We start from the raw sequence: 20,580 nt of genomic DNA on the forward strand, positions 1-20,580 counted from the left end.
AAAATAATTTTGAGGTATTCAATGTCTAAATTTCCATCAATTTCAGAAATTCTTTCAGGCAACGTTGCCGTAGGAGAAGAAGTTTCTGTGCACGGTTGGGTGCGTACCCGTCGCGATTCAAAAGCAGGTTTATCATTCTTAGCTGTATATGACGGTTCTTGTTTCGATCCAATCCAAGCAATCATCAATAACGATTTACCAAATTATCAAGATGAAGTGTTACGCTTAACAGCAGGTTGTTCTGTGATTGTGACTGGTAAAATCGTAGAATCACCTGCAGAAGGTCAAGCGGTTGAATTACAAGCAACCAATGTTGAAGTGGTTGGTTGGGTTGAAGATCCCGACACTTACCCAATGGCAGCAAAACGCCACTCTATCGAATACTTACGCGAAGTGGCTCACCTTCGCCCACGCACAAACTTAATCGGTGCAGTGGCACGTGTTCGTCACTGCTTGGCACAAGCGATTCACCGCTTCTTCCACGAACAAGGTTTCTACTGGGTGGCAACCCCGTTAATTACGGCATCTGATACAGAAGGTGCGGGCGAAATGTTCCGCGTTTCTACCCTTGATTTAGAAAACTTACCACGCACAGAAGAAGGCAAAGTAGATTTTAGCCAAGATTTCTTCGGTAAAGAGTCTTTCTTGACCGTATCAGGTCAGTTAAATGGTGAAACTTATGCGTGTGCATTGAGCAAAGTTTATACCTTCGGACCTACATTCCGTGCTGAAAATTCAAATACAACCCGCCACTTAGCGGAATTCTGGATGGTTGAACCTGAATTTGCATTCGCTACTTTAGCGGACAACGCAAAATTAGCGGAAGATATGTTGAAATATGTATTCAAAACGGTATTAGCAGAACGCCCTGACGATATGGCATTCTTCGCAAAACATATCGACAAAGAGGTAATTACTCGTCTTGAGAACTTCATCGCTTCGCCATTTGCACAAGTAGATTACACCGATGCAATCGAGATCTTATTAAAATCAGGCAAAGAGTTTGAATTCCCAGTGTCTTGGGGTATCGATCTCTCTTCTGAACACGAACGTTTCTTGGCGGAAGAATACTTTAAATCGCCAGTAGTGGTGAAAAACTATCCGAAAGATATCAAAGCGTTCTATATGCGTTTGAATGACGACGGCAAAACTGTGGCGGCAATGGACGTATTAGCACCAGGAATCGGTGAGATCATCGGTGGTTCACAACGTGAAGAGCGTTTAGATGTGTTAGATAAGCGTATGGTGGAAATGGGCTTAAATCCTGAAGATTACTGGTGGTATCGCGATCTTCGCAAATACGGTACCGTGCCACACGCTGGCTTTGGTTTAGGTTTCGAGCGTTTAATCGTGTATGTAACGGGCTTACAAAACATTCGTGAAGTAATCCCATTCCCACGTGCTCCGCGTAATGCGAACTTCTAATTTTGCTTATTAACAAGCGATAAAGAATCCTATTTAAAAAGGAAACGGCGGAAATTTAATCTACTCCCCAAAAGTTAGACTTATTTAGTTCAAGGACTGAGTTCTGCATTCACAGGGCTCAGTCCTTTTAGTTTTCCCTGAATGCACTTATGGTTGTAATAATGAATATACTCGTGGATTGTTTTTTCCAGTTGTTCTAATGTCTCAAATCATTTACCGTAATAACATTCCGTTAATCGTCCAAAGCAACGTTCCATCGCACTGTTATCTAAACAATTCATACTCTGTTGAATACCATTCTCCATGAGTATATTTTGATAGCCTATCATCTGATACTGCCAACCTTGGTCGGAATGTAAAGGGTTGTCGATTTTTCATTATGGTTGTGTTGCCGTAAAATTGCGTTGTAATAGATTATCCACTTTTAGGATTAGGCGATATTTTAGGGTATTTCGGTTTCATGGTTGGGCGACCTTTAGCTTTGGGCAATAAACCGTTTATACCTTGTTTTTCAAAGACTTGAAACCATCGGTTAATCACACTTGAATTGGTAATGCCAAAGTATAAATAGGCAGTTCTGCAGAAAATTGCCTATTTTTAACCGCTTGTATCACGTTAAGTTTAAATTCAGGTGAGTAATTTTGCTTCTTACCTAGCACCACTAACCCACTGATTCCACTATGATAAAATTAGTTAAAACGTTCTAATGTTGTTTCGGCAAATTGAAAATGCCTGCGGGTAAGTGAACGATTTTTACCATTTCGAAGATAAAATTCGATGACTTGTTGTTTGAAAAGAAAATTGTATTTGGTCATAAAAAATCTGCACCTTAGTGAGTTGGTTGTTTAGTTCTACCTGTTTGCGGTGTGATTGCGGATCAACATTTTGAACAAGTAACGCCAGATCTTCAGCCCGTCTCTCCCTTGCCTGTGCTAAAAATATATCGGGATATTTCCCCACGCCTAATAAAACTCGTTTTTTTGGATTAGTGAAAGGTTGGTAATAGTTGAACCGCCATAATTTCGAACCATTGAATTTAATCAGCAAATAAAGCCCTTGCCCATCTGATAATGTGTAATCTTTATCTCTGGGTTTTGCTTTTTCTATTTCGGTATTTGTAAGCGGTTTAGTTATACGTGCTATTTTTTAGTTATACGACTATTACGACGACCTCATCAGTATAACTAAACGTATAACTAAAAATCTAGGCTTTCATAGGTTTTGTTAGGTATAATTAGGGCAATAAAAAAGCCCTGAACCGTTGTGGTTCAAGGCTTTATAGGTTCTTTTCAAACCGCTTAGGTACAGTGTATGGTGCGACTAGCTGGACTCGAACCAGTGACCCCCACCATGTCAAGGTGGTGCTCTAACCAACTGAGCTATAGTCGCATGGATGCCATATATTCTATTGAAAAAGAGATTTGAATGCAAGCCTTTTCTGTTACAAGCGGTGCTTTTTAGAGCAAATCTTGCATCCTGTTAGTTCTTAAATAGATCGCTTTATAGATCGTCAATTACCACATAGATTTTTGACACTGGGCCATGTACGCCAACAACTTTGATCAACTCAATATCTGCGGTCGCACTTGGACCAGAGATGATATTGATACAAGACGGCATACGTTCGCCTGCTTGTGCTTTTTCGTGCAGAATTTGGGCTAATTGTGCCACACGCGGTAATACTTTGCTTTTACGCACAACTACTATAGAAGTGGTTGGGAGCAAGCTAGTTGAACGTCCGTTATCTTTGGTGGCAAATAACACTATACCGCCCGATTCCGCTAAACCATATTCGCCGTGGACAATACCGATGTTGGCTGCAGCGGATTTTTCGATATTCTCTTCATCTTTGCTAAAATTCCATACATAGCTGTCGAAGTTTGCTTTTACAGCATCAGTAATGCCAAGCTCTGTCAAGCGTACATCGTTATTTAACACTACGCTACCGCCGCCATATTTTTGGCAGACATCTAGCACTGCTTGTGCTACATCAGCTTCTTTGGTTTCCACTACATCAACCAACAATACTTTAGCAAAACTTATAAATTCGTTACACAACTCTTGTTGTGAAAGGTGCGTTAAGCGGGTTGTTGGGTGATCGTTTACTGGAGCTTCCATTTGATCTGGTACGAGTTTGCGTTCACGCCCCATTTTCGCCGCTAATTTATTTAAGAAATTCTCTCTGTTTTCTAGGTTCATTTTTATGTCCTTAGTTATGATGAAAATAGATGCAAAGTTTCTCTCTCCCATAAGGGGAGAGAGCTTGAGCATCTAATTACTTACGTTTCGCAAACCACTCGCGGAAGCTTTCGCCTTCAGGGGTTGGTAAATCACGTGCTTTTGTCCATTCACCTAATGCACCTGCTTGAATTGGCGCTTTACCATTGCGGATCAGTTTACCCATCAATTTGGCACCCACTTTCACACTGGCATTCCACACGGCTGGGTGTGAGTTAGCAAAGGTGAAGCCTTTAATTTCAATTTGTTCAAGTTTCGGTGTGCGACCTTCTTCCACTAATTTCTCACGGTGTTTTAAGATAAGTTGTGCCAGTGGAATTTTTACAGGACAAACGCTATTACACGCATTACAAAGCGAACAAGCATAAGGTAACTCTTTAAATTCATCATAACCACCAAGTAACGGAGATATTACCGCTCCGATTGGTCCTGGATAGATTGAACCATAGCCGTGACCGCCGATTTGGCGATACGCAGGGCATGTATTCAAGCACGCTCCACAACGGATACAACGTAAAACTTCTTCAAATTCGCTTTCTAAAATTTTTGAACGACCGTTATCAACAATCACTAAGTGAAAATCTTCAGGGCCATCAACTTCACCTTCTAAGCGAGGGCCAGTTAACCAAGTGTTATATGCTGTTAATTTTGCACCTACCGCACTACGGCAAAGCATGGTGATTAACACGTCCACTTCTTTGAACGTTGGGGCAATACGCTCCATCCCCATTACTGCGATATGTGTTTTTGGCACTGTGGTGGCTAAACGTAAGTTACCTTCATTCGTTACCAAGCAGACAGAACCTGTTTCTGGCACAGCAAAGTTACAACCTGAAATCCCAATATCGGCTTCTAAAAAATCTTTGCGTAAAGTTTTACGCACAAAAGCGTTCATCTCTTCTGGTTGTTCACTGCCTTCATAGCCTAAAACTTCATGCAATTCTTTGCGAATACGGTGACGATCTTTGTGGATTGCAGGTACAACGATATGCGATGGTTTATCACCCACGATTTGTAGTAAGTATTCGCCCAAGTCGGTTTCCACCACTTTGATGCCTTCTGCTTCTAAAACGTGGTTCATCCCGATTTCTTCAGTCACCATTGATTTTGATTTCACAATGGTTTTCGCCTTTTTTTCTAATGCAACTTGGCGAATATAAGCGGTCGCTTCTTCTGCGGTTTCTGCAAAAAAAACTTTCCCACCATTTTGAGTCACTTTTTCGCTTAATTGGTAAAGGTATGCGTCTAAGTTCGCTAAAACATGGTTACGGAATTGTTTAGAAAGCTCTCGCCACTCTTCCCAGTTGCCTAATTCGTCCACCATTTTTTGGCGGTTTGCACCGATAGTTTCTTGTGCTTTTACTACCGCTTTACGCATAATTTCGTTATTAACTTGTTGTTCCACACGTTGTTTAAACGGCAAGTGACTGGTTTGTAAATGTGACATCTTACGCTTCTCCCTCTTCTTGCATTAGCACTTCTGCGATATGCATTACTTTTACGTTTTTACCTTCACGACTTAAACGACCTGCAATGTTCATTAAGCAGCTGACATCTGCACCGACTAAATAGTCTGGCGCTACTTCTGAGATATTCACGACTTTTTCTGTTACCATTTCACCTGAAATCTCTGCCATTTTTACCGAGAATGTGCCGCCGAAACCGCAGCAAGTTTGTTGGTTGTGAATTGGCATTAACTCTAACCCTTTTACATTTTGAAGCAGGGTTAATGGCTCATTCACCACGCCTAATTTACGCGTTAAGCTGCAAGATGGGTGATAAACGGCTTTGCCTGTTAAGCGTGCCCCCACGTTGGTTTTGCCTAAAACATTCACAATAAAAGCGGTTAAATCGTGGAAACGATTTGCAACTTTTTCTGCACGTTTTGCCCATTCAGGTTCACCAAAACGAGTGAAATATTCTGAGTAGTTTTTGATTGCATATACGCAAGAACCCGCAGGGGCTACAATTGGATAATCATTCACTTCAAAAGTTTCAACTAATTTTTTCATTCCTGCTACGGCATCCTTTGCATATCCGCTGTTAATTGCAGGTTGTCCACAACATCCTTGTTTTTCAAGGAAAATAACATTACATCCAAGTTTTTCGAGTAATAACACGCTGTTTTTCGCCACATTACTTTTCACAATGTCGGCGATACAGGTTACATAAAAATTCACGTTCATTTGAATTCCCACCTAATAAATAAAAATAAGAAATAATCGTATTTAGAAAGCCATAAATGACAAAAGGAAGCAAATGCTTCCTTTTGATTTCTGGGGTAGGTGTGTGAATTGAAAATCCACGCATAAATTTTACTTCTGCGTGCGTGAATCAAAGGTTCACACACCTTACAAGCGGTTATATTTTACAAAACGTTTGCAGATTTCGACCGCTTGTTTTCGTTATATATTAAAGAATAACGGGATAATTGTTAATGCTACCACTGCAGCAATGACACCATAGATAAACATTGGTACGACGGTTTTCTTAATGATTGCACCTTCTTGGTTTTCGATGCCTAATACAGAGTTTACCGCTACAATGTTATTGATACATACCATATTACCCATCGCACCACCAACAGATTGTAATGCAAGAACCAATGTTGCTGAAATACCGGTTATTTCTGCTGTCGATAATTGTACACTACCGAATGTTAAGTTCGAAACGGTATTTGAACCTGAGAAGAATGCACCCACTGCACCTAAATATGATGCGAAGATTGTCCAATATTCCCCTGTTGCGTGAGCAAAGCTACGACCGATGATTTTCACCATTGACTCATCGCCACCCACTAACATTAAGTTCACCATAATTAACGCACCGATTAGAGCGATGAATGGGTTACGAACTTGTTTTAAGCTGCTTGAGAAAATACCTTTCACATTGCTTGCAGACATTGAGAACACAGGAATTGCAATTAATACTGTGATTACAAATGGAATCAACGCTGGTACATAAAGCAATTTATAGCTTGCATTCATACCTGTGCCGAAGATATTTTTCAGGCTGAAAATTAAACCTTCACTGATCTCAAAGTGACCTAATGAACCTAATTGCATACCGACCCATTCAGTTGCATTGTTCATCATTGCTTTGAGTGGTAATTGTTTAACACGAGTTAAGATTAAGAAAACAATTAATAAACCTGTTGGTAACAATGCTTTTGCAACTTCCTTACCTGTTACGGCGGTATTATCTAAAGTATTTTCTACTTTCGCTAAACCAACGCCTTTATTTGCTAAGAAGATTGATAAGAACATACCGATTGCACCACCTACTAATGATGGGAATTCGTAGTTTACTTGAGCAAGTAAGAAATAAGGTACTACACAAGCTAATACGCTTAAGTAGATGAAAATGATATTTTGACGAATTTCTTTCCAAGTTACGATAAAACTTAACGCAATCACAGGAATGACAAATGCCGCAATCGAGTGAATAGTTGCTGTCATAGAACCAATCTCTAAGATTTTATCTTCTGGAAGGTTCAATGGACCGAAACCGAACCATGTTGGTGTACCTACTGCACCAAATGAAACTGGCACTGAGTTCATAATTAACGCAAGAATCGCCACACGAATTGGGTTAAACCCTAAACCAACTAAGATTGGTGCTGCGATGGCTGCTGGGGTACCGAAGCCACTTGCCCCCTCAATCATAAAAGCAAACGCCCAACCGATAATCATCAACTGTGCTACAGGGTTTGGGTTAATGTTACCTAACCATTTACGCAGTGTGTTTGTTACGCCAGACACTTCCGAGAAGCGGTTAAAGAGAATCGCACCGAAAATAACCGTTACAGGCGTTAATACATCAACCACCGCTGATGCAATTTTTGCACTAATAATGGAAACATCAGTTGCAAAGAAGACCAAATGAATAATTAATACTACTGCTGCAATCCAAGGTAGAGCAACATAAGATGGAAGAGCATTACGTTTTACCATTAGGTAAATCAATAATACTATTGGGAAAATACTAAGAAATAGAGCCATAAGGTTCACCTACAAAAAAGAAATATTTTTTTCTGATAGCAATTGCTAGTCGGGCTTGATTGTAAACAACTTATTAAATAAAGATAGGATAATGTTACAGTTTTGTGAATTAGATCACGCTTTTTAAGTTTAATTGATTAAAAAATAGATGAACTATTTTCGAGATAATCCAAAAGAGGTAGCGGTTTTTAGCCCAACTACCCAACTAAAGGCGTTTAGCGTGCTTTTTAGTATAGATTTAAAATGAAAGTTATTTATAATAAAGAAAAGAAATTTTCAACTTGAATAAAGTGAAAGTTTGTTACAATTCTTATAACAGATTTAAATAATAACAAAGGATTTTTTATGTCTCACCTTTTTCCCAATGCACAACCTCGCACTTCTGCACCATTTCGTTTTGATATTGTTGGCAGTTTCTTACGCCCTGAAGCATTAAAACATGCTCGTCATCAATGCAGTTGTGGCGATATTTCTTGTGCAGATTTAACTCAGGTAGAAGATCATGAGATTGCAAAATTAGTTGAACAGCAAAAAGCGGTAGGTTTACACGCAATAAGCGACGGCGAATTTCGCCGTACATTCTGGCACTTAGATTTCTTGAGTGCCCTTGATGGTGTAGAAGAAGTGGATGCTGAAAAATTCTCGGTACAATTCAAACACCACAATGTTCGCCCAAAAACGTTAAAAATTGTGGATAAAATCGACTTCTCTGAATCGCATCCATTTGTAGAGCACTTCCGTTCATTACAAAAATTAGCGGGCGAAACAGAAGTGAAATTAACTATTCCTTCGCCATCAATGTTGCATTTAATCACCAACGTGCGAGCAACTGACTACGTGGCAATCCCTCGTTATGAAAATAACAACCAACAATTATTAGACGATATTGCGGATGCGTATATCAAAGCGATGCACATTTTCTACGATCTTGGCTGTCGCAATCTTCAATTAGATGACACAAGCTGGGGCGAATTCTGTGCCGAAGATAAACGCGAAGCCTACCAAGCTCGCGGTTTTGATCTTGACCAAATCGCCAAAGATTACGTTTATATGGTCAATAAAATCATTGACGCAAAACCTGCTGATTTAGCCATTACAATGCACATTTGTCGTGGTAACTTCCGTTCAACGTGGTTCTCATCAGGTGGTTACGAACCTGTTGCAGAAACGCTATTCGGCACTTGCCGTGTAGATGGTTTCTTCTTGGAATATGACAGCGATCGTTCAGGCGATTTCAAACCACTACGTTTTATTAAAGATCAGCAAGTGGTGCTTGGCTTAGTGACTTCCAAAAGCGGCGAATTAGAAAATCGCGATGAAATCATTGCCCGCATTAAAGAAGCAACGCAATATGTGGATATCAACCAACTTTGCTTAAGCCCGCAATGTGGCTTTGCTTCCACCGAAGAAGGAAATATCTTGACCGAAGAACAACAATGGGCGAAACTTGCGTTTATTCGAGAGATTGCCCGCGACGTTTGGGGCGAATAATTTGTTCAATGAAAACGCACTTCGGTGCGTTTTCTTTTTAAGGTCAATTATGCAATTAACCCTCCCACCGCTTAGCTTATACATTCACATTCCTTGGTGCGTGCAAAAATGCCCTTATTGCGATTTCAACTCGCACGCACAAAAAGGCATCATTCCTGAAGCTGAATATATCGAACACCTACTTGCAGATTTATCGCAAGATTTAACCGCTTACCGTGAAGCAATCGGCAACCGCAAAATCCATTCCATCTTTATCGGAGGCGGCACGCCAAGCCTTTTTTCTGCAGAAGGAATTGGGCATCTATTGTATAAAATTCAACAACAAATCCCGTTTGAAGAGGGCTTAGAAATTACACTTGAAGCCAATCCAGGCACAGCCGAAGCTGAGCGTTTTATTGGCTATGCCAAAGCAGGCGTAACGCGTATTTCAATGGGAGTTCAGAGCTTTGAGCCAGAAAAACTGCTCAAACTTGGTCGAATTCACGATAGCCAAGAGGCAAAACAAGCGGTCAAATTTGCACAAAACGCTGCAAATGCAGGGTTAAAAAGTTTTAACATCGACTTAATGCACGGTTTACCTAACCAATCGGTTCAACAAGCGTTGGAAGATTTGAAGCAAGGAATTGCGTTAAACCCACCGCATCTTTCTTGGTATCAGCTGACCATCGAGCCTAATACGATGTTCTATTACCGCCAACCAACTTTGCCCGACGATGATGAATTGTGGGATATTTTTGAGCAAGGACATCAACTTTTAACTGAAGCAGGCTACGAGCAGTATGAAACCTCCGCTTATGCGAAAAAAGGCTTTCAATGCCAACATAATTTAAACTATTGGCGTTTTGGCGATTACCTAGCGATTGGCTGCGGTGCTCATGGTAAAATTAGTTACCCAACGGGCGAAATTTACCGCTTCAGCAAAACCAAACACCCGAAAGGCTATATGCGAGGCGAATACCGTTATTCGCAAGAGCAGATTGCTCCAGAAGATCGCCCATTCGAGTTCTTTATGAACCGATTCCGTTTGCTTGAGGCTGTACCTAAAGCGGAATTTGAGCAATACACGGGGTTGTCTGCTGAGCTGGTTAAACCTAAAATGGATTGGGCATTAAGTCAAAATTACATTACCGAAACAGCAACTCACTGGCAAATTACTCAGCACGGTAAGTTATTCTTAAATGAACTGCTGGAGAAGTTTTTGGATTAATTGACAAAAAATTTAAGAAAATAACCGCTTGTGATAAGATACAAGCGGTTTATTTATGGCTGGAATTTACAAATATCTACTTAGCTTCCTTCTTTGCCTAAAGCGTTTTTTACAGAAGGGAGTGATACGGAACTCAAAAAAATGAACACACTACAAGCAGGCGATTTAGCGCCACAATTTACTCTTCTTAATCAAAACGAACAGTCTGTTTCTCTTGCTCAGTTTGCGGGCAAAAAAGTCCTTGTTTATTTTTATCCTAAAGCCCTTACTCCAGGTTGTACTACTCAGGCTTGCGGATTGCGTGATAGTCATACGGAACTTTCTAAATTGAATGTAGAAGTGCTCGGCATTAGCCCCGATCTTCCCAAAAAATTGACTCAATTTATCGAGAAAAAAGAGCTGAATTTTACTTTACTTTCCGATCCTGATCACCAAGTTGCTGAGGCTTTTGGCGTATGGGGTGAGAAAAAATTTATGGGCAAAATCTATGATGGTATCCACCGCATTAGCTTTTTAGTAAACGAACAAGGCGTAATTGAAAAAGTGTTCGATAAATTCAAAACCAGCGAACACCACCAAATTGTGGTCGATTACCTAAAAGGAGCAAAATAATGGCACATAAAGCGATTTTTCTCGACCGCGACGGCACAATCAATATCGACCACGGTTATGTACATAAAATCGATGATTTTCAATTTATTGAAGGTGTGGGCAAAGCGTTAAAACAATTGCAAGATAAAGGTTATTTACTCGTGTTAGTGACTAACCAATCGGGCATTGCCCGCGGTTATTTCACTGAAGAACAATTTACCCAATTGACAGAATGGATGGATTGGTCATTAGACGAAGATTATGGCGTGGTACTAGATGGCATTTATTACTGCCCACATCACCCAGAGGGTAAAGGCGAATATCGTGAAGATTGCAATTGCCGTAAACCGAAAGCGGGAATGTTCTTACAGGCGATTAAAGATTTAAATATTGATCCTGAAAAATCTTATATGGTGGGCGATAAATTAGAAGATCTGCTCGCTGCTGAAAATGCGGGCGTAAAAACAAAAGTACTGGTAAAAACAGGCAAAGAGATCACCGAAGCCGGGTACGAAAAAGCCGATTTAGTGCTTGATAGTTTGGTGGATTTAGTCAGGTTTGTGAAATAACCACAAGCGGTAAGATTTACAAAATAATTTGCAGATCTTGCCGCTTGTGTTTTGTTGCTTATTTATCTGCTATGTTATTTAACTTCAAGTAGTGATGTTTTATATAATGTTCTCAAAACTAGCAACAAAATAAATGACGGCATTCATCCAACTGTGCTTTAGTTAAACTAAACACGCCCAAACCGCCTTGTTTAAATTCAATCCAATTAAATGGTACGGTGGAATATTGTGCGATTAAGTGAATCATACTATTGCCAACTTCACAAATTAACGTGCCATCTTCCGATAAATAATCAGAAGCCTCGGCTAAAATACGTTTAGTAATATCCAACCCATCTTCGCCTGAACCAAGTGCTAATTCTGGCTCAAAATGGAACTCTTCTGGCATATCATCTAAATCTTCCTGATCCACATAAGGGGGGTTGGTCACAATTAGATCGTATTTGTCTTTCGGAATATCATTAAAAAGGTCCGAACTAATTGGGAACACACGATCTGATAATTGATAACGATCAATATTAAGCTGAGCCACATCTAACGCATCAAGCGATAAATCTACCGCATCAACCTCCGCTTCTGGGAACGTTTCTGCACAAGCGATTGCTATACAACCGCTACCAGTACAAAGATCTAGAATACGTTTGGGGTTATGGTTAATAAAGCCTGCAAATTGGTCACGAATAAGTTCACCAATTGGTGAGCGAGGTACAATCACGCGTTCATCGACATAAAATTCTAAGCCACAGAACCACGCGGAGTTGGTTAAATAAGCGACAGGCTTACGCGTACCTAAACGAGCTTGAATAAGCTCAACTACACGCATTTTTTCTACATCGGTTAAGCGTGACGCGTACATTGCTTCGGGCACATCTGCGGGCAAGTATAGTGCACTCAAAACAAGCTGCTGTGCTTCTTGCCAACCGTTCTCATAGCCGTGTCCGTAATAAAGATCAGAAGCATTAAAATAGCTATACGCCCAACGCATCATATCTTGAATGGTTTTTAAATCTTGCAATGCACTTGAAGCAGAAATCTCTTCAAGCAACTCTAAATTGTGTTGATACATACTATCCCCTTAAAAATAACGGGCATTATCCCTTTTTAGCTTGGATGTATCAACTTTTTTATTGTGCTAAAATAGCCCCAAACAAGGAGAAAATAATGACAGAGACAGATGATTTCGCACTATTCCGTGAAGCGATTAAAGGCACAAAAAAAATCAAGCAAGATACTTTTATCCCAAGCCAACCACCACGTAAAAAAATCAACGAACTGCGTGAAGTGCAAGAACAAAAAGATACCGAATTTTTCTTTTCAGATGAATATGAACCACTTTTGAAAGAAGAAAATGAAAAAGTTCGCTATTTACGTGAAGATGTTGATCCTTATATTTTAAAACAGCTTCGCCGAGGCGATTTCCAACCAGAACTGTTCTTAGATCTGCACGGTCTAACCAAAGAAAAAGCGAAAAAAGAGTTAGCCGCTTTAATTTTAGCTTGCGAACGTGAACACGTTTATTGTGCGAGCATTATGACAGGGTTTGGTACTCGAACGCTTAAAGATCAAATCCCTCGCTGGTTAGTCCAACATCCGAAAGTATTAGCTTTGCATCAAGCACCAAAAGAGTGGGGTGGAGATGCGGCTATTCTGATTTTAGTGGAACAACAAGAGAGTTTGGAACGTCGATTGTTTGAGCGTTAAGAGTTATTGTTCCTACTTCGCATACCGCTTTTGTCTTTCTGCTAACCACTCTGATGCGGAAAGGGCGATTAAAGAAATTACAATCGCAATCGCACAAAGGCGGGCTGCGGCGAGTTCTCCATCAGGCGTTTCGATAAAGGTGAAAAGAGCTGCTGGAATCGTTTGAGTTTGATTTGGAATATTAGATACGAAAGTAATAGTTGCCCCAAATTCTCCAAGCGAACGGGCAAAACCTAATACTGCTCCTGCAATGACGCCTGAAAATGAGAGTGGAAGATTAAGCGTAAAAAAGACTTTAAGTGGGCTTGCACCTAATGTTCTAGCTGCTTGTTCAAGTTTAGGATCAATTGCATCAAAGGCTTGTTTGATAGAACGCACCATCAGCGGAAAAGCCATTACCGCAGAGGATAATACCGCACCTCGCCAAGAAAAACTGAAAGAAAAGCCGAACCACTCCCACAAATATTGCCCAATCGCCCCACGTTTTGCCATCACAATAAGCAAGAGATAGCCAATCACTACAGGGGGTAAAACAAGCGGTAGATGCACAATACCATTTAGCAATTGCTTGCCCCAGAATTGTTTGCGTGAAAGTATCCAAGCAATAAAAATGGCAACAGGTAGAGCAAAAAGAATCGCAATCGTGGCGACTTTAAGGCTCAAATAAATAGCATTGAGTTCGGGTTGAGAAAAGAAAAACATAGACAGTTTCAGTTGTTGCCGAGGGTATAAATACCCTCGGTTAGGCATAATTCAACCTTATTGGGGTTGAAAGTTACAAATTATTGTACTGGATAAAAGCCAGCTTCTTTAAATTTCGCTTGAGCTGCAGGTGTTTTTAAGAAATCGAGGAATTTTTTCGCTTCCGCTTTATCACTTACTGTTGCAGCAGGATAAACCACTTCGCCATAACTTTCATTTGGGAACGTTGCCACGATTTTCACTTTAGTTGCAGAAACTTTCGCATCAGTTGCATAAACAATCCCTAATGGGGCCTCGTTGCGTTCTACATAAGATAACGCATCACGCACATTTTTTGCTCGAACTAACTTGCTTTCTAAGACATCCCAGAGTTTATAATACTCAAGTGCTTTTTTTGCATATTTGCCCGCAGGCACGTGTGATGGATCGCCTACCGATAAATACCCCCCTGCTAATTCCTTGTTAAAATCGACCGCTTGAATGCTTTTTGCTTCGATTTTACTTTCAATCGGTGCAATCAACACAAGGTCGTTTTTCACTAAATTATGCACATTTTGGGTTTTTGCAGGTTGTTTTTCTTTAACGTAATCCATCCATTTTGTATCAGCTGAAATAAATACATCCGCTGGGGCGTCTTGTTCAATTTGTTTCGCAAGCACAGAAGAAGAGGCAAACGAGAATGTAACTTTATCTTGCGGGTTGGCTTTTTCAAAATCTTTGTTGATTTCTTGAAGCACGTTGGTCATTGAGGCAGCAGCAAAAACGGTAATATCTTGTGCGAAGCTAGAGGCTGAGAAAAGAGAGAGTGCACTTACAAAGCAGAGTTTTTTGAATTTCATTTTGGGTTCCTTTTGAGATGAGCACGAGAGCAACAAGCGGTAGAATTTTTCCTAATTTTAGCAAAACTCTCGTGCAATCCGTGGCAAAGAAAATTAGGAACGTAATCCTACACCTTTCTCAATCAGTGAAAAGGCAAACCAGTATAACATAATACATAACGATCCCAATACCAAAAATGTGTAAAAAATGGGCATATCACTGATACCTAAAAATCCATAACGGAAACCATTGATCATATATACAATGGGGTTGAACTTGGACACTGCTTGCCAGAAATCAGGCAGTAATGAGATCGAATAAAACACACCACCCAAGTATGTAAGTGGTGTTAAAACGAAAGTGGGGATTAAACCTACATCGTCAAATGTTTTCGCATACACCGCATTGATTAGCCCACCTAGTGCGAAACTAATCGTTGTCAGTAAAAGCGTTGAAAAAATCATCAACCAAGAGTGGATATCAAAGGTGATAAACAACAAAGCAACCAGCATTACTAAAATACCAGCCAGCCCACCGCGAACAACACTGCCTACGACATAACCCCAAATAATGTTATGCGTTGAAAGAGGGGAAATGAGCATCTCTTCATAAGTTTTGGTAAATTTGCTCAAGAAAAATGATGAGGCGGAATTGACATAAGAGGCTGTGATTGCGCTCATCATCACAAGTCCAGGAGCAATAAACTGCATATAGCTTACCCCGTGCATATCACCAATACGTCCACCAATTAATTGCCCGAAAATCAAGAAATAGAGCGTGGTAGTAATAACCGGTGGCACGAGTGTCTGTCTCCAAATGCGAATAACGCGTTTGCTCTCTTTAGTTGCGAGCGTAAAAAATCCAGTTAAATTCATATTAATTAGCCATTTTGAGGAAAAGTTCTTCCAAGCGGTTCGATTTATTTCGCATACTTAACACTTCCACATTTTGTGCAGTCAATTGCGTAAATAAGTTAGTTAAGCCTTGAGCACGCTGTACTTCCACTTCTAGCGTGTTTTCATCCAATAATTTATGCGGATAATGCTCAATCACAAGCGGCCTATTTTGAGGCATATTTTGCAAATCCAGCACGAAAATTTCGGTCTCCAATTTTGCCAGCAAAGACTTCATTGATGTATTTTCAATCAATTTTCCGTGCTGAATAATGCCTATATTTCGGCAGAGGTTTTCCGCTTCTTCAAGATAGTGCGTGGTAAGAATAATAGTGGTGCCTTGTTGATTGAGTTCCCGTAAAAAATCCCACAGCGAACGGCGAAGTTCAATATCTACGCCCGCAGTAGGTTCATCTAAAATCAGCAATTTTGGGTTATGCATTAAAGCCCGAGCAATCATTACCCGACGTTTCATCCCACCCGACAATTCGCGAGTTAAATGCGTACGTTTTTCCCATAAATCCAATTTTTTCAGCCATATTTCTGCACGTGCTTTGGCTTCTTTTAATGGAATGCCATAAAATCCCGCTTGCTGCGTGAGCACATCCACCACTTTCTCAAATTGATTGAAGTTGAACTCTTGCGGCACTAAGCCGATTTGCTGTTTGAGCTGTGTTTTTTGGGTATCTAAATCATAGCCGAAGACTTTTACCGAACCACTGGTTTTATTCACGAGTGAACTAATAATGCCAATGGTCGTTGATTTACCCGCCCCGTTATGCCCAAGCAAGGCATAAAAATCGCCCTGCTCGACGGTAAGATCAATGCCCTTTACCGCTTGAACGCCCGTAGCATAGGTTTTGATAAGATTTTTGATTTCTAATGCATGCATAGTTTTTTATATGTATATATCTAGGGCTACACACCCTAGGTTAATGATAAAAATGTACCTTATAGGACACAAATCCCTCAATAGCACAAACGTACTTTATGCGTAGAACGGAAGCCCTAGGCTTTCGCTACCGCCCTAATCGTTGATTCATCCAGCTCGGCATCAAACGCTTCACGTAATAATTTCAACTTAGCATCATTCAGCAAGGCATTTCTTGCTTCTTGGGTTAATCCCTCAAAAATAGCACGGCGAATTTCAAGCGGAGTTTTGCGTTCGGGATTATCGGCAATAGTGAGTTGATAAGTAAGCTCTTTTCCCGATAACGCATCAGCTAAACTTTGGCGTGCTTCTGGACTATCTAAATGTGCCATATTCGGTTTTAGCACTAAATGAAGCTCATGATCTTGCTTTTCTGCCAAGTAGCTATTTAATGCAATCTGGCGAGTCAATCCGCCTAATTTAAGCTCATTAACCAATGCTGCCCATTCATCTTGTTGGCAAGCTAACTCAATGGTTTTCGCTACTAATTCGGGGGTGCGTTCTTGTAAAATAGCTTGCTTAATATCGGAGGGTTTTGCTGTTTCTTCTTGATTTTCTAATTCGGGGTTGAGCCAAGTCCAGCGATACTCTTCGTCATTGGTAACGACCGTTTGCTTCGATTGTTTTTCGTGCTCAAGTTCGGCTTTTTCGGTTTCCGCCAAATACATAAACCGCTCTTGCAAATTCATTTTTTTGGCAGGAGCATGGTTTGGCATTGAAGGCATTACGGCATTATTCGGCTTTTTTTTTTCGGTTTGTGCTAGCTGATCTTGTGTCTGTTGTAGCTGTTTTCTCGCTTGCATTGCCGCTAATGCAGGTGACATCGTAGGCACAGAGACAGGAGGCGTTTGAACTTGAGGAGCTACAGCTGGAGTGTAAACGGTTGGGTTTTCTTGCGGTTTTGCAAATTGTGGTGAATTTTCTACCGCCTGTGCTGTTGACTGAGCCACTTTTTCACTTGGTACTAAGCGTGCTTTAAGCTGAGCGATATTTTGCTCAGACGATGTCGAAGGTCGGCTTGCAGGGGGTATGTTAACTGTTTGGGTTTGCACCTGCACACAGTTAATCTCTTCCACTCGTTTTGGGTGGAAGGCTAATGCACGCAAGAAAGTCATTTCCACGCCTGCACGAGGTTCTGGTGAGAATGGTAACTCTTTTTTGCCCATCAACATCATTTGATAGAAAAACTGCACATCTTCAGGTGCAATCTGTTTTGCTAACAAGTGCAATGGTGTTTCGTCAGTTTCAGGCGATTTAACCAATTGCAATAGAGCGATTTTATGCAAGGTCTCTGCTACATCACTTAATAATTGCGACCAATCGACGCCTTTTTCCGCTACTTGTTGAATGATAGAAAGTATTTTTTCACCGTTGGCTTGTGAAAGTGCCATCACCAATTCAAGCGGTTGATGATCGTCAATCAAACCAAGCATTTGGCTGACTGCTTCAAGCGTAATATTGGCATTGCTGACTGCAATCGCTTGGTCTGTCAAACTTAAAGAATCACGAATACTGCCTTGAGCAGCTTTGGCTAATTTCTCAACGGCAGGCAGTTCGTAAGGGATGTTTTCTTGTTTTAAAATAAACTCAAGATGATCAGCGATTTGATGCTGATCTAATGCACGCAAATGGAATTGCATACAACGTGATAAGATCGTAATCGGCAATTTTTGCGGATCTGTCGTCGCTAACAAGAATTTGACATATTCAGGCGGTTCTTCCAACGTTTTCAATAATGCGTTGAAACTATGACGAGAAAGCATATGCACTTCGTCAATCAAATAAACTTTAAACCGCCCAACGGTTGGCTTATATTGCACGTTATCAAGTAGTTCGCGGGTGTCTTCCACTTTGGTGCGAGAGGCTGCATCGATCTCAATTAAGTCAATAAAACGCCCTTCTTCAATCGCTTTACAGTTCGCACACTCGCCACAAGGTGTTGCACTAATGCCCGTTTCACAGTTTAATCCTTTCGCAAAAAGACGCGCAATTGAGGTTTTACCCACCCCGCGCGTGCCAGAGAAAAGATAAGCGTGGTGCAGGCGATTTTCACGTAATCCATTTTCTAATGCGGATAAAACGTGTTGTTGCCCCACCACTTCGGAAAAACGTTGCGGACGCCATTTACGTGCTAAAACTTGATAACTCATTGATAATAATGACTCGATTAGTGCCCTTCGAAATTCACTAAAGTGAATGATTTAATGCCTTCTTGCTCAAGTCGTTCACGACCGCCCAATTCTGGTAAGCAGATCACAAAAGCGGCGTGTTCGACTTTACCGCCTAATTTGCGGATAAGTTTTGCGGTTGCATCAATTGTACCGCCTGTTGCTAATAAATCGTCAATCACCAAAACATTGTCGTTTGCATTCACAGAATCAGTGTGGATTTCAAGTGTATCTTCGCCATATTCTAATTGGTAAGATTGCGAAATCACTTCACGTGGTAATTTTTTAGGCTTTCGAACTAAAACGAAAGGCACGCCTAAAGCTAAAGCCACAGGAGCACCAAAGATAAAACCACGTGATTCTGTACCAACAATTTTGGTAATCCCTTTATCTTTAAATTCATCTACAATCGCATCAATACTTGCTTTGAAGGCTTCTGGTACTTCAAGTAACGAAGTAATATCGCGGAAAATAATGCCTGCTTTTGGATAATCAGGAATAGATTTGATAGAAGATTTGATTAAATCTAATTGGCTCATTTTTTGACCTTTTATAAATAACAAAATAACCTGAAGAATTTAGACAAAAATAGATGAAATTACAAGGAAAATTGCAATAAAGAAGCAAAAAATAACCGCTTGTAAAAATTATTCATTATAAGCGGTTGTTTTTTCAACATAATTTGCAAATTACTGTTACAAACACTTCGCTGGTTTTGGCAAGCCTGCAAACTTTGTTGCTTGCTTAGCAGGCCCGTCGGGAAATAAACGTTGTAAATAACGACTACTCCCCTTCTCTTCGCCAAATTTTTGCGACATTGCTTTAACTAGCATTCTAATTGCTGGAGAGGTTTTATATTCTTGATAAAACTCTCGCACCAGCTGAATAATTTCCCAATGCTCAGGCGTGAGCGTAATACCATCACGCTCCGCCATCAATGTTGCAAATGTTTCTGACCAATCATCAAGGTTTAACAAATAACCATCGTTATCTACTTGATAAAATGTGCCATTCAGCTCAATTTGTGCCATTAGTCATCGTTTCCTAACACGCCAAAAATTTGTAAGAAACTCACAAAAAGGTTGTAAAGTGAAACGTAAAGATCAACGGTTGCACGAATATAGTTGGTTTCACCACCTTGAATGATGTTGCTAGTTGTCAGCAAAATCGCACCGCTTGAGAAAATCACAAATAAACCGCTTAATGCAAGGCTTAATGCGGGCATTGCTAAGAAAATATTTGCGATAACGCCCACTAAAACGACCACGAAAAGTGCCATCATCATCCCGTTTAAGAATGACATATCTTTTTTGGTGGCTAATACATAAGCTGAACAAGCAAAAAACACTAATGCTGTAGCACCTAATGCTAATACAACTGCATCGCCTAAGCCTGCACCAACATAGCGGTTAAGAATTGGGCCTAAGGTATAGCCTAAAAAGCCAGTTAAGGCGAATACGCTCACTAGACCTGTGGCACTATTTGCCGTTGCATTAGTTAAAAAAAGTAAGCCGTAAAAGCCTACTAATAACCCCCACCAAGGTAATGCGGGTGCGTTTGTGCTCATTGCAATAAAGGCAACAAGAGAAGAAAAGACTAGTGTCATTCCTAATAATAAGTAGGTATTACGTAGCACTTTGTGTGTGCTAATCAACGATTGGCTACCCGCGTAGCCCTGTTCTAAACGGTTTTCCATAAGTTCTCCTTTAACTTGTTTGAAAAACGAAATATTTTCTCTTATCTATGGGCAAAGAACCATAAATTAAATGCAAATTATCTATAAATTATACGAAAGTCAATCGAAATCTACAGTGAAAATATGATACACTTTCGCTAATAAATTT

Annotated in this window: 20 protein-coding genes, 1 tRNA gene and 1 pseudogene; 6 read left to right on the top strand and 16 right to left on the bottom strand. The window is 40.4% G+C overall.

What is annotated here, in order from left to right:
- The first annotated feature begins 21 nt into the window (after nt 1-21).
- Nucleotides 22-1,425, top strand: a complete 1,404-nt coding sequence (gene asnS, locus B0185_RS03700; RefSeq protein WP_005706696.1) for an asparagine--tRNA ligase — start codon at nt 22-24, stop codon at nt 1,423-1,425.
- Between the two features lie 84 nt (nt 1,426-1,509).
- Here asnS and B0185_RS03705 read toward each other — a convergent pair.
- The 7 genes and pseudogenes from B0185_RS03705 to B0185_RS03735 all read right to left on the bottom strand — a co-directional run bounded on the left by B0185_RS03705 (nt 1,510) and on the right by B0185_RS03735 (nt 7,664).
- Nucleotides 1,510-2,240 (bottom strand): annotated as a pseudogene (locus B0185_RS03705) (IS3 family transposase).
- Nucleotides 2,179-2,568: an integrase arm-type DNA-binding domain-containing protein gene (locus B0185_RS03710; protein ID WP_078208079.1), complete on the bottom strand. Its 390-nt coding sequence runs from the start codon at nt 2,566-2,568 to the stop codon at nt 2,179-2,181. Before B0185_RS03710 ends, B0185_RS03705 begins: the two are co-directional and overlap by 62 nt.
- Nucleotides 2,569-2,737: 169 nt before the next feature.
- Nucleotides 2,738-2,814, bottom strand: a tRNA-Val gene (locus B0185_RS03715).
- 111 nt (nt 2,815-2,925) lie between these two features.
- Nucleotides 2,926-3,624: a LutC/YkgG family protein gene (locus B0185_RS03720; protein ID WP_005706712.1), complete on the bottom strand. Its 699-nt coding sequence runs from the start codon at nt 3,622-3,624 to the stop codon at nt 2,926-2,928.
- Between the two features lie 76 nt (nt 3,625-3,700).
- Complete coding sequence (locus tag B0185_RS03725; RefSeq protein ID WP_005706685.1) at nt 3,701-5,110, bottom strand: LutB/LldF family L-lactate oxidation iron-sulfur protein; 1,410 nt, start codon at nt 5,108-5,110, stop codon at nt 3,701-3,703.
- 1 nt (nt 5,111) lies between these two features.
- Nucleotides 5,112-5,849 carry a (Fe-S)-binding protein gene (locus tag B0185_RS03730; RefSeq protein ID WP_005706687.1) on the bottom strand — a complete coding sequence of 246 codons (738 nt, stop codon included), beginning with the start codon at nt 5,847-5,849 and terminating at the stop codon, nt 5,112-5,114.
- A gap of 219 nt (nt 5,850-6,068) precedes the next feature.
- Nucleotides 6,069-7,664, bottom strand: coding sequence for a lactate permease LctP family transporter (locus B0185_RS03735; protein ID WP_005706732.1), 1,596 nt, complete (start codon nt 7,662-7,664; stop codon nt 6,069-6,071).
- 345 nt (nt 7,665-8,009) lie between these two features.
- Here B0185_RS03735 and B0185_RS03740 point away from each other — a divergent pair, with 345 nt between their 5' ends.
- From B0185_RS03740 to gmhB, 4 genes are all read left to right on the top strand, one after another.
- Entirely contained in the window at nt 8,010-9,155 is a 1,146-nt protein-coding gene (locus tag B0185_RS03740; RefSeq protein WP_005706735.1) for a 5-methyltetrahydropteroyltriglutamate--homocysteine S-methyltransferase, read from the top strand.
- 49 nt (nt 9,156-9,204) lie between these two features.
- Nucleotides 9,205-10,362, top strand: coding sequence for a radical SAM family heme chaperone HemW (gene hemW / locus B0185_RS03745; protein ID WP_005706742.1), 1,158 nt, complete (start codon nt 9,205-9,207; stop codon nt 10,360-10,362).
- Between the two features lie 141 nt (nt 10,363-10,503).
- The gene (bcp, locus tag B0185_RS03750; protein WP_005706720.1) at nt 10,504-10,974 is read left to right on the top strand and encodes a thioredoxin-dependent thiol peroxidase; all 471 of its coding nucleotides are present in this window, start codon (nt 10,504-10,506) and stop codon (nt 10,972-10,974) included.
- Nucleotides 10,974-11,522 (top strand): D-glycero-beta-D-manno-heptose 1,7-bisphosphate 7-phosphatase, encoded by a 549-nt coding sequence (gene gmhB / locus B0185_RS03755; RefSeq protein WP_005706704.1) that lies wholly within the window; start codon nt 10,974-10,976, stop codon nt 11,520-11,522. The genes bcp and gmhB overlap by 1 nt, the downstream gene beginning before the upstream one ends.
- A 118-nt stretch (nt 11,523-11,640) precedes the next feature.
- Here the strand turns inward: gmhB and prmB are convergent, their stop codons facing one another.
- Nucleotides 11,641-12,588: a 50S ribosomal protein L3 N(5)-glutamine methyltransferase gene (prmB, locus tag B0185_RS03760; protein WP_005706725.1), complete on the bottom strand. Its 948-nt coding sequence runs from the start codon at nt 12,586-12,588 to the stop codon at nt 11,641-11,643.
- Nucleotides 12,589-12,683: 95 nt separating this feature from the next.
- Between prmB and smrB the strand changes: the two genes are divergently transcribed.
- Complete coding sequence (smrB, locus tag B0185_RS03765; RefSeq protein ID WP_005706718.1) at nt 12,684-13,223, top strand: endonuclease SmrB; 540 nt, start codon at nt 12,684-12,686, stop codon at nt 13,221-13,223.
- A gap of 12 nt (nt 13,224-13,235) precedes the next feature.
- Here smrB and modB read toward each other — a convergent pair whose 3' ends face one another.
- The 8 genes from modB to B0185_RS03805 form a co-directional block, all read right to left on the bottom strand.
- Nucleotides 13,236-13,925: a molybdate ABC transporter permease subunit gene (gene modB, locus B0185_RS03770; protein ID WP_005706733.1), complete on the bottom strand. Its 690-nt coding sequence runs from the start codon at nt 13,923-13,925 to the stop codon at nt 13,236-13,238.
- An 80-nt stretch (nt 13,926-14,005) separates the two neighbouring features.
- Entirely contained in the window at nt 14,006-14,764 is a 759-nt protein-coding gene (gene modA, locus B0185_RS03775) for a molybdate ABC transporter substrate-binding protein (RefSeq protein WP_005706671.1), read from the bottom strand.
- A 93-nt stretch (nt 14,765-14,857) separates the two neighbouring features.
- Entirely contained in the window at nt 14,858-15,619 is a 762-nt protein-coding gene (locus tag B0185_RS03780) for an ABC transporter permease (protein WP_005706682.1), read from the bottom strand.
- A gap of 1 nt (nt 15,620) precedes the next feature.
- Nucleotides 15,621-16,529, bottom strand: coding sequence for an ABC transporter ATP-binding protein (locus B0185_RS03785; protein WP_005706658.1), 909 nt, complete (start codon nt 16,527-16,529; stop codon nt 15,621-15,623).
- Nucleotides 16,530-16,645: 116 nt separating this feature from the next.
- On the bottom strand, nt 16,646-18,718 hold the full coding sequence (gene dnaX / locus B0185_RS03790; RefSeq protein WP_005706651.1) for a DNA polymerase III subunit gamma/tau: 2,073 nt from the start codon (nt 18,716-18,718) through the stop codon (nt 16,646-16,648).
- Nucleotides 18,719-18,735: 17 nt separating this feature from the next.
- Entirely contained in the window at nt 18,736-19,275 is a 540-nt protein-coding gene (gene apt / locus B0185_RS03795; RefSeq protein ID WP_005706676.1) for an adenine phosphoribosyltransferase, read from the bottom strand.
- 156 nt (nt 19,276-19,431) lie between these two features.
- Nucleotides 19,432-19,767, bottom strand: a complete 336-nt coding sequence (locus B0185_RS03800) for a TusE/DsrC/DsvC family sulfur relay protein (RefSeq protein WP_005706677.1) — start codon at nt 19,765-19,767, stop codon at nt 19,432-19,434.
- The gene (locus tag B0185_RS03805) at nt 19,767-20,432 is read right to left on the bottom strand and encodes a Bax inhibitor-1 family protein (protein WP_005706734.1); all 666 of its coding nucleotides are present in this window, start codon (nt 20,430-20,432) and stop codon (nt 19,767-19,769) included. The genes B0185_RS03800 and B0185_RS03805 overlap by 1 nt, the downstream gene beginning before the upstream one ends.
- Between the last annotated feature and the right edge of the window lie 148 nt (nt 20,433-20,580).

The sequence above is a fragment of the Haemophilus parahaemolyticus genome (assembly GCF_002015035.1).
GTDB lineage: Bacteria > Pseudomonadota > Gammaproteobacteria > Enterobacterales > Pasteurellaceae > Haemophilus_A > Haemophilus_A parahaemolyticus.

Excerpts from the sequence above, each read along its gene's own strand:
- B0185_RS03720 (WP_005706712.1), bottom strand. The coding sequence starts at position 3,624 with ATGAACCTAGAAAACAGAGAGAATTTCTTAAATAAATTAGCGGCGAAA.
- apt (WP_005706676.1), bottom strand. The coding sequence starts at position 19,275 with ATGAGCCAATTAGATTTAATCAAATCTTCTATCAAATCTATTCCTGAT.
- prmB (WP_005706725.1), bottom strand. The coding sequence starts at position 12,588 with ATGTATCAACACAATTTAGAGTTGCTTGAAGAGATTTCTGCTTCAAGT.
- bcp (WP_005706720.1), top strand. The coding sequence starts at position 10,504 with ATGAACACACTACAAGCAGGCGATTTAGCGCCACAATTTACTCTTCTT.
- hemW (WP_005706742.1), top strand. The coding sequence starts at position 9,205 with ATGCAATTAACCCTCCCACCGCTTAGCTTATACATTCACATTCCTTGG.
- gmhB (WP_005706704.1), top strand. The coding sequence starts at position 10,974 with ATGGCACATAAAGCGATTTTTCTCGACCGCGACGGCACAATCAATATC.
- B0185_RS03785 (WP_005706658.1), bottom strand. The coding sequence starts at position 16,529 with ATGCATGCATTAGAAATCAAAAATCTTATCAAAACCTATGCTACGGGC.
- B0185_RS03735 (WP_005706732.1), bottom strand. The coding sequence starts at position 7,664 with ATGGCTCTATTTCTTAGTATTTTCCCAATAGTATTATTGATTTACCTA.
- smrB (WP_005706718.1), top strand. The coding sequence starts at position 12,684 with ATGACAGAGACAGATGATTTCGCACTATTCCGTGAAGCGATTAAAGGC.
- B0185_RS03725 (WP_005706685.1), bottom strand. The coding sequence starts at position 5,110 with ATGTCACATTTACAAACCAGTCACTTGCCGTTTAAACAACGTGTGGAA.
- B0185_RS03800 (WP_005706677.1), bottom strand. The coding sequence starts at position 19,767 with ATGGCACAAATTGAGCTGAATGGCACATTTTATCAAGTAGATAACGAT.
- modB (WP_005706733.1), bottom strand. The coding sequence starts at position 13,925 with ATGTTTTTCTTTTCTCAACCCGAACTCAATGCTATTTATTTGAGCCTT.
- asnS (WP_005706696.1), top strand. The coding sequence starts at position 22 with ATGTCTAAATTTCCATCAATTTCAGAAATTCTTTCAGGCAACGTTGCC.
- B0185_RS03730 (WP_005706687.1), bottom strand. The coding sequence starts at position 5,849 with ATGAACGTGAATTTTTATGTAACCTGTATCGCCGACATTGTGAAAAGT.
- B0185_RS03805 (WP_005706734.1), bottom strand. The coding sequence starts at position 20,432 with ATGGAAAACCGTTTAGAACAGGGCTACGCGGGTAGCCAATCGTTGATT.
- dnaX (WP_005706651.1), bottom strand. The coding sequence starts at position 18,718 with ATGAGTTATCAAGTTTTAGCACGTAAATGGCGTCCGCAACGTTTTTCC.
- B0185_RS03740 (WP_005706735.1), top strand. The coding sequence starts at position 8,010 with ATGTCTCACCTTTTTCCCAATGCACAACCTCGCACTTCTGCACCATTT.
- B0185_RS03780 (WP_005706682.1), bottom strand. The coding sequence starts at position 15,619 with ATGAATTTAACTGGATTTTTTACGCTCGCAACTAAAGAGAGCAAACGC.
- modA (WP_005706671.1), bottom strand. The coding sequence starts at position 14,764 with ATGAAATTCAAAAAACTCTGCTTTGTAAGTGCACTCTCTCTTTTCTCA.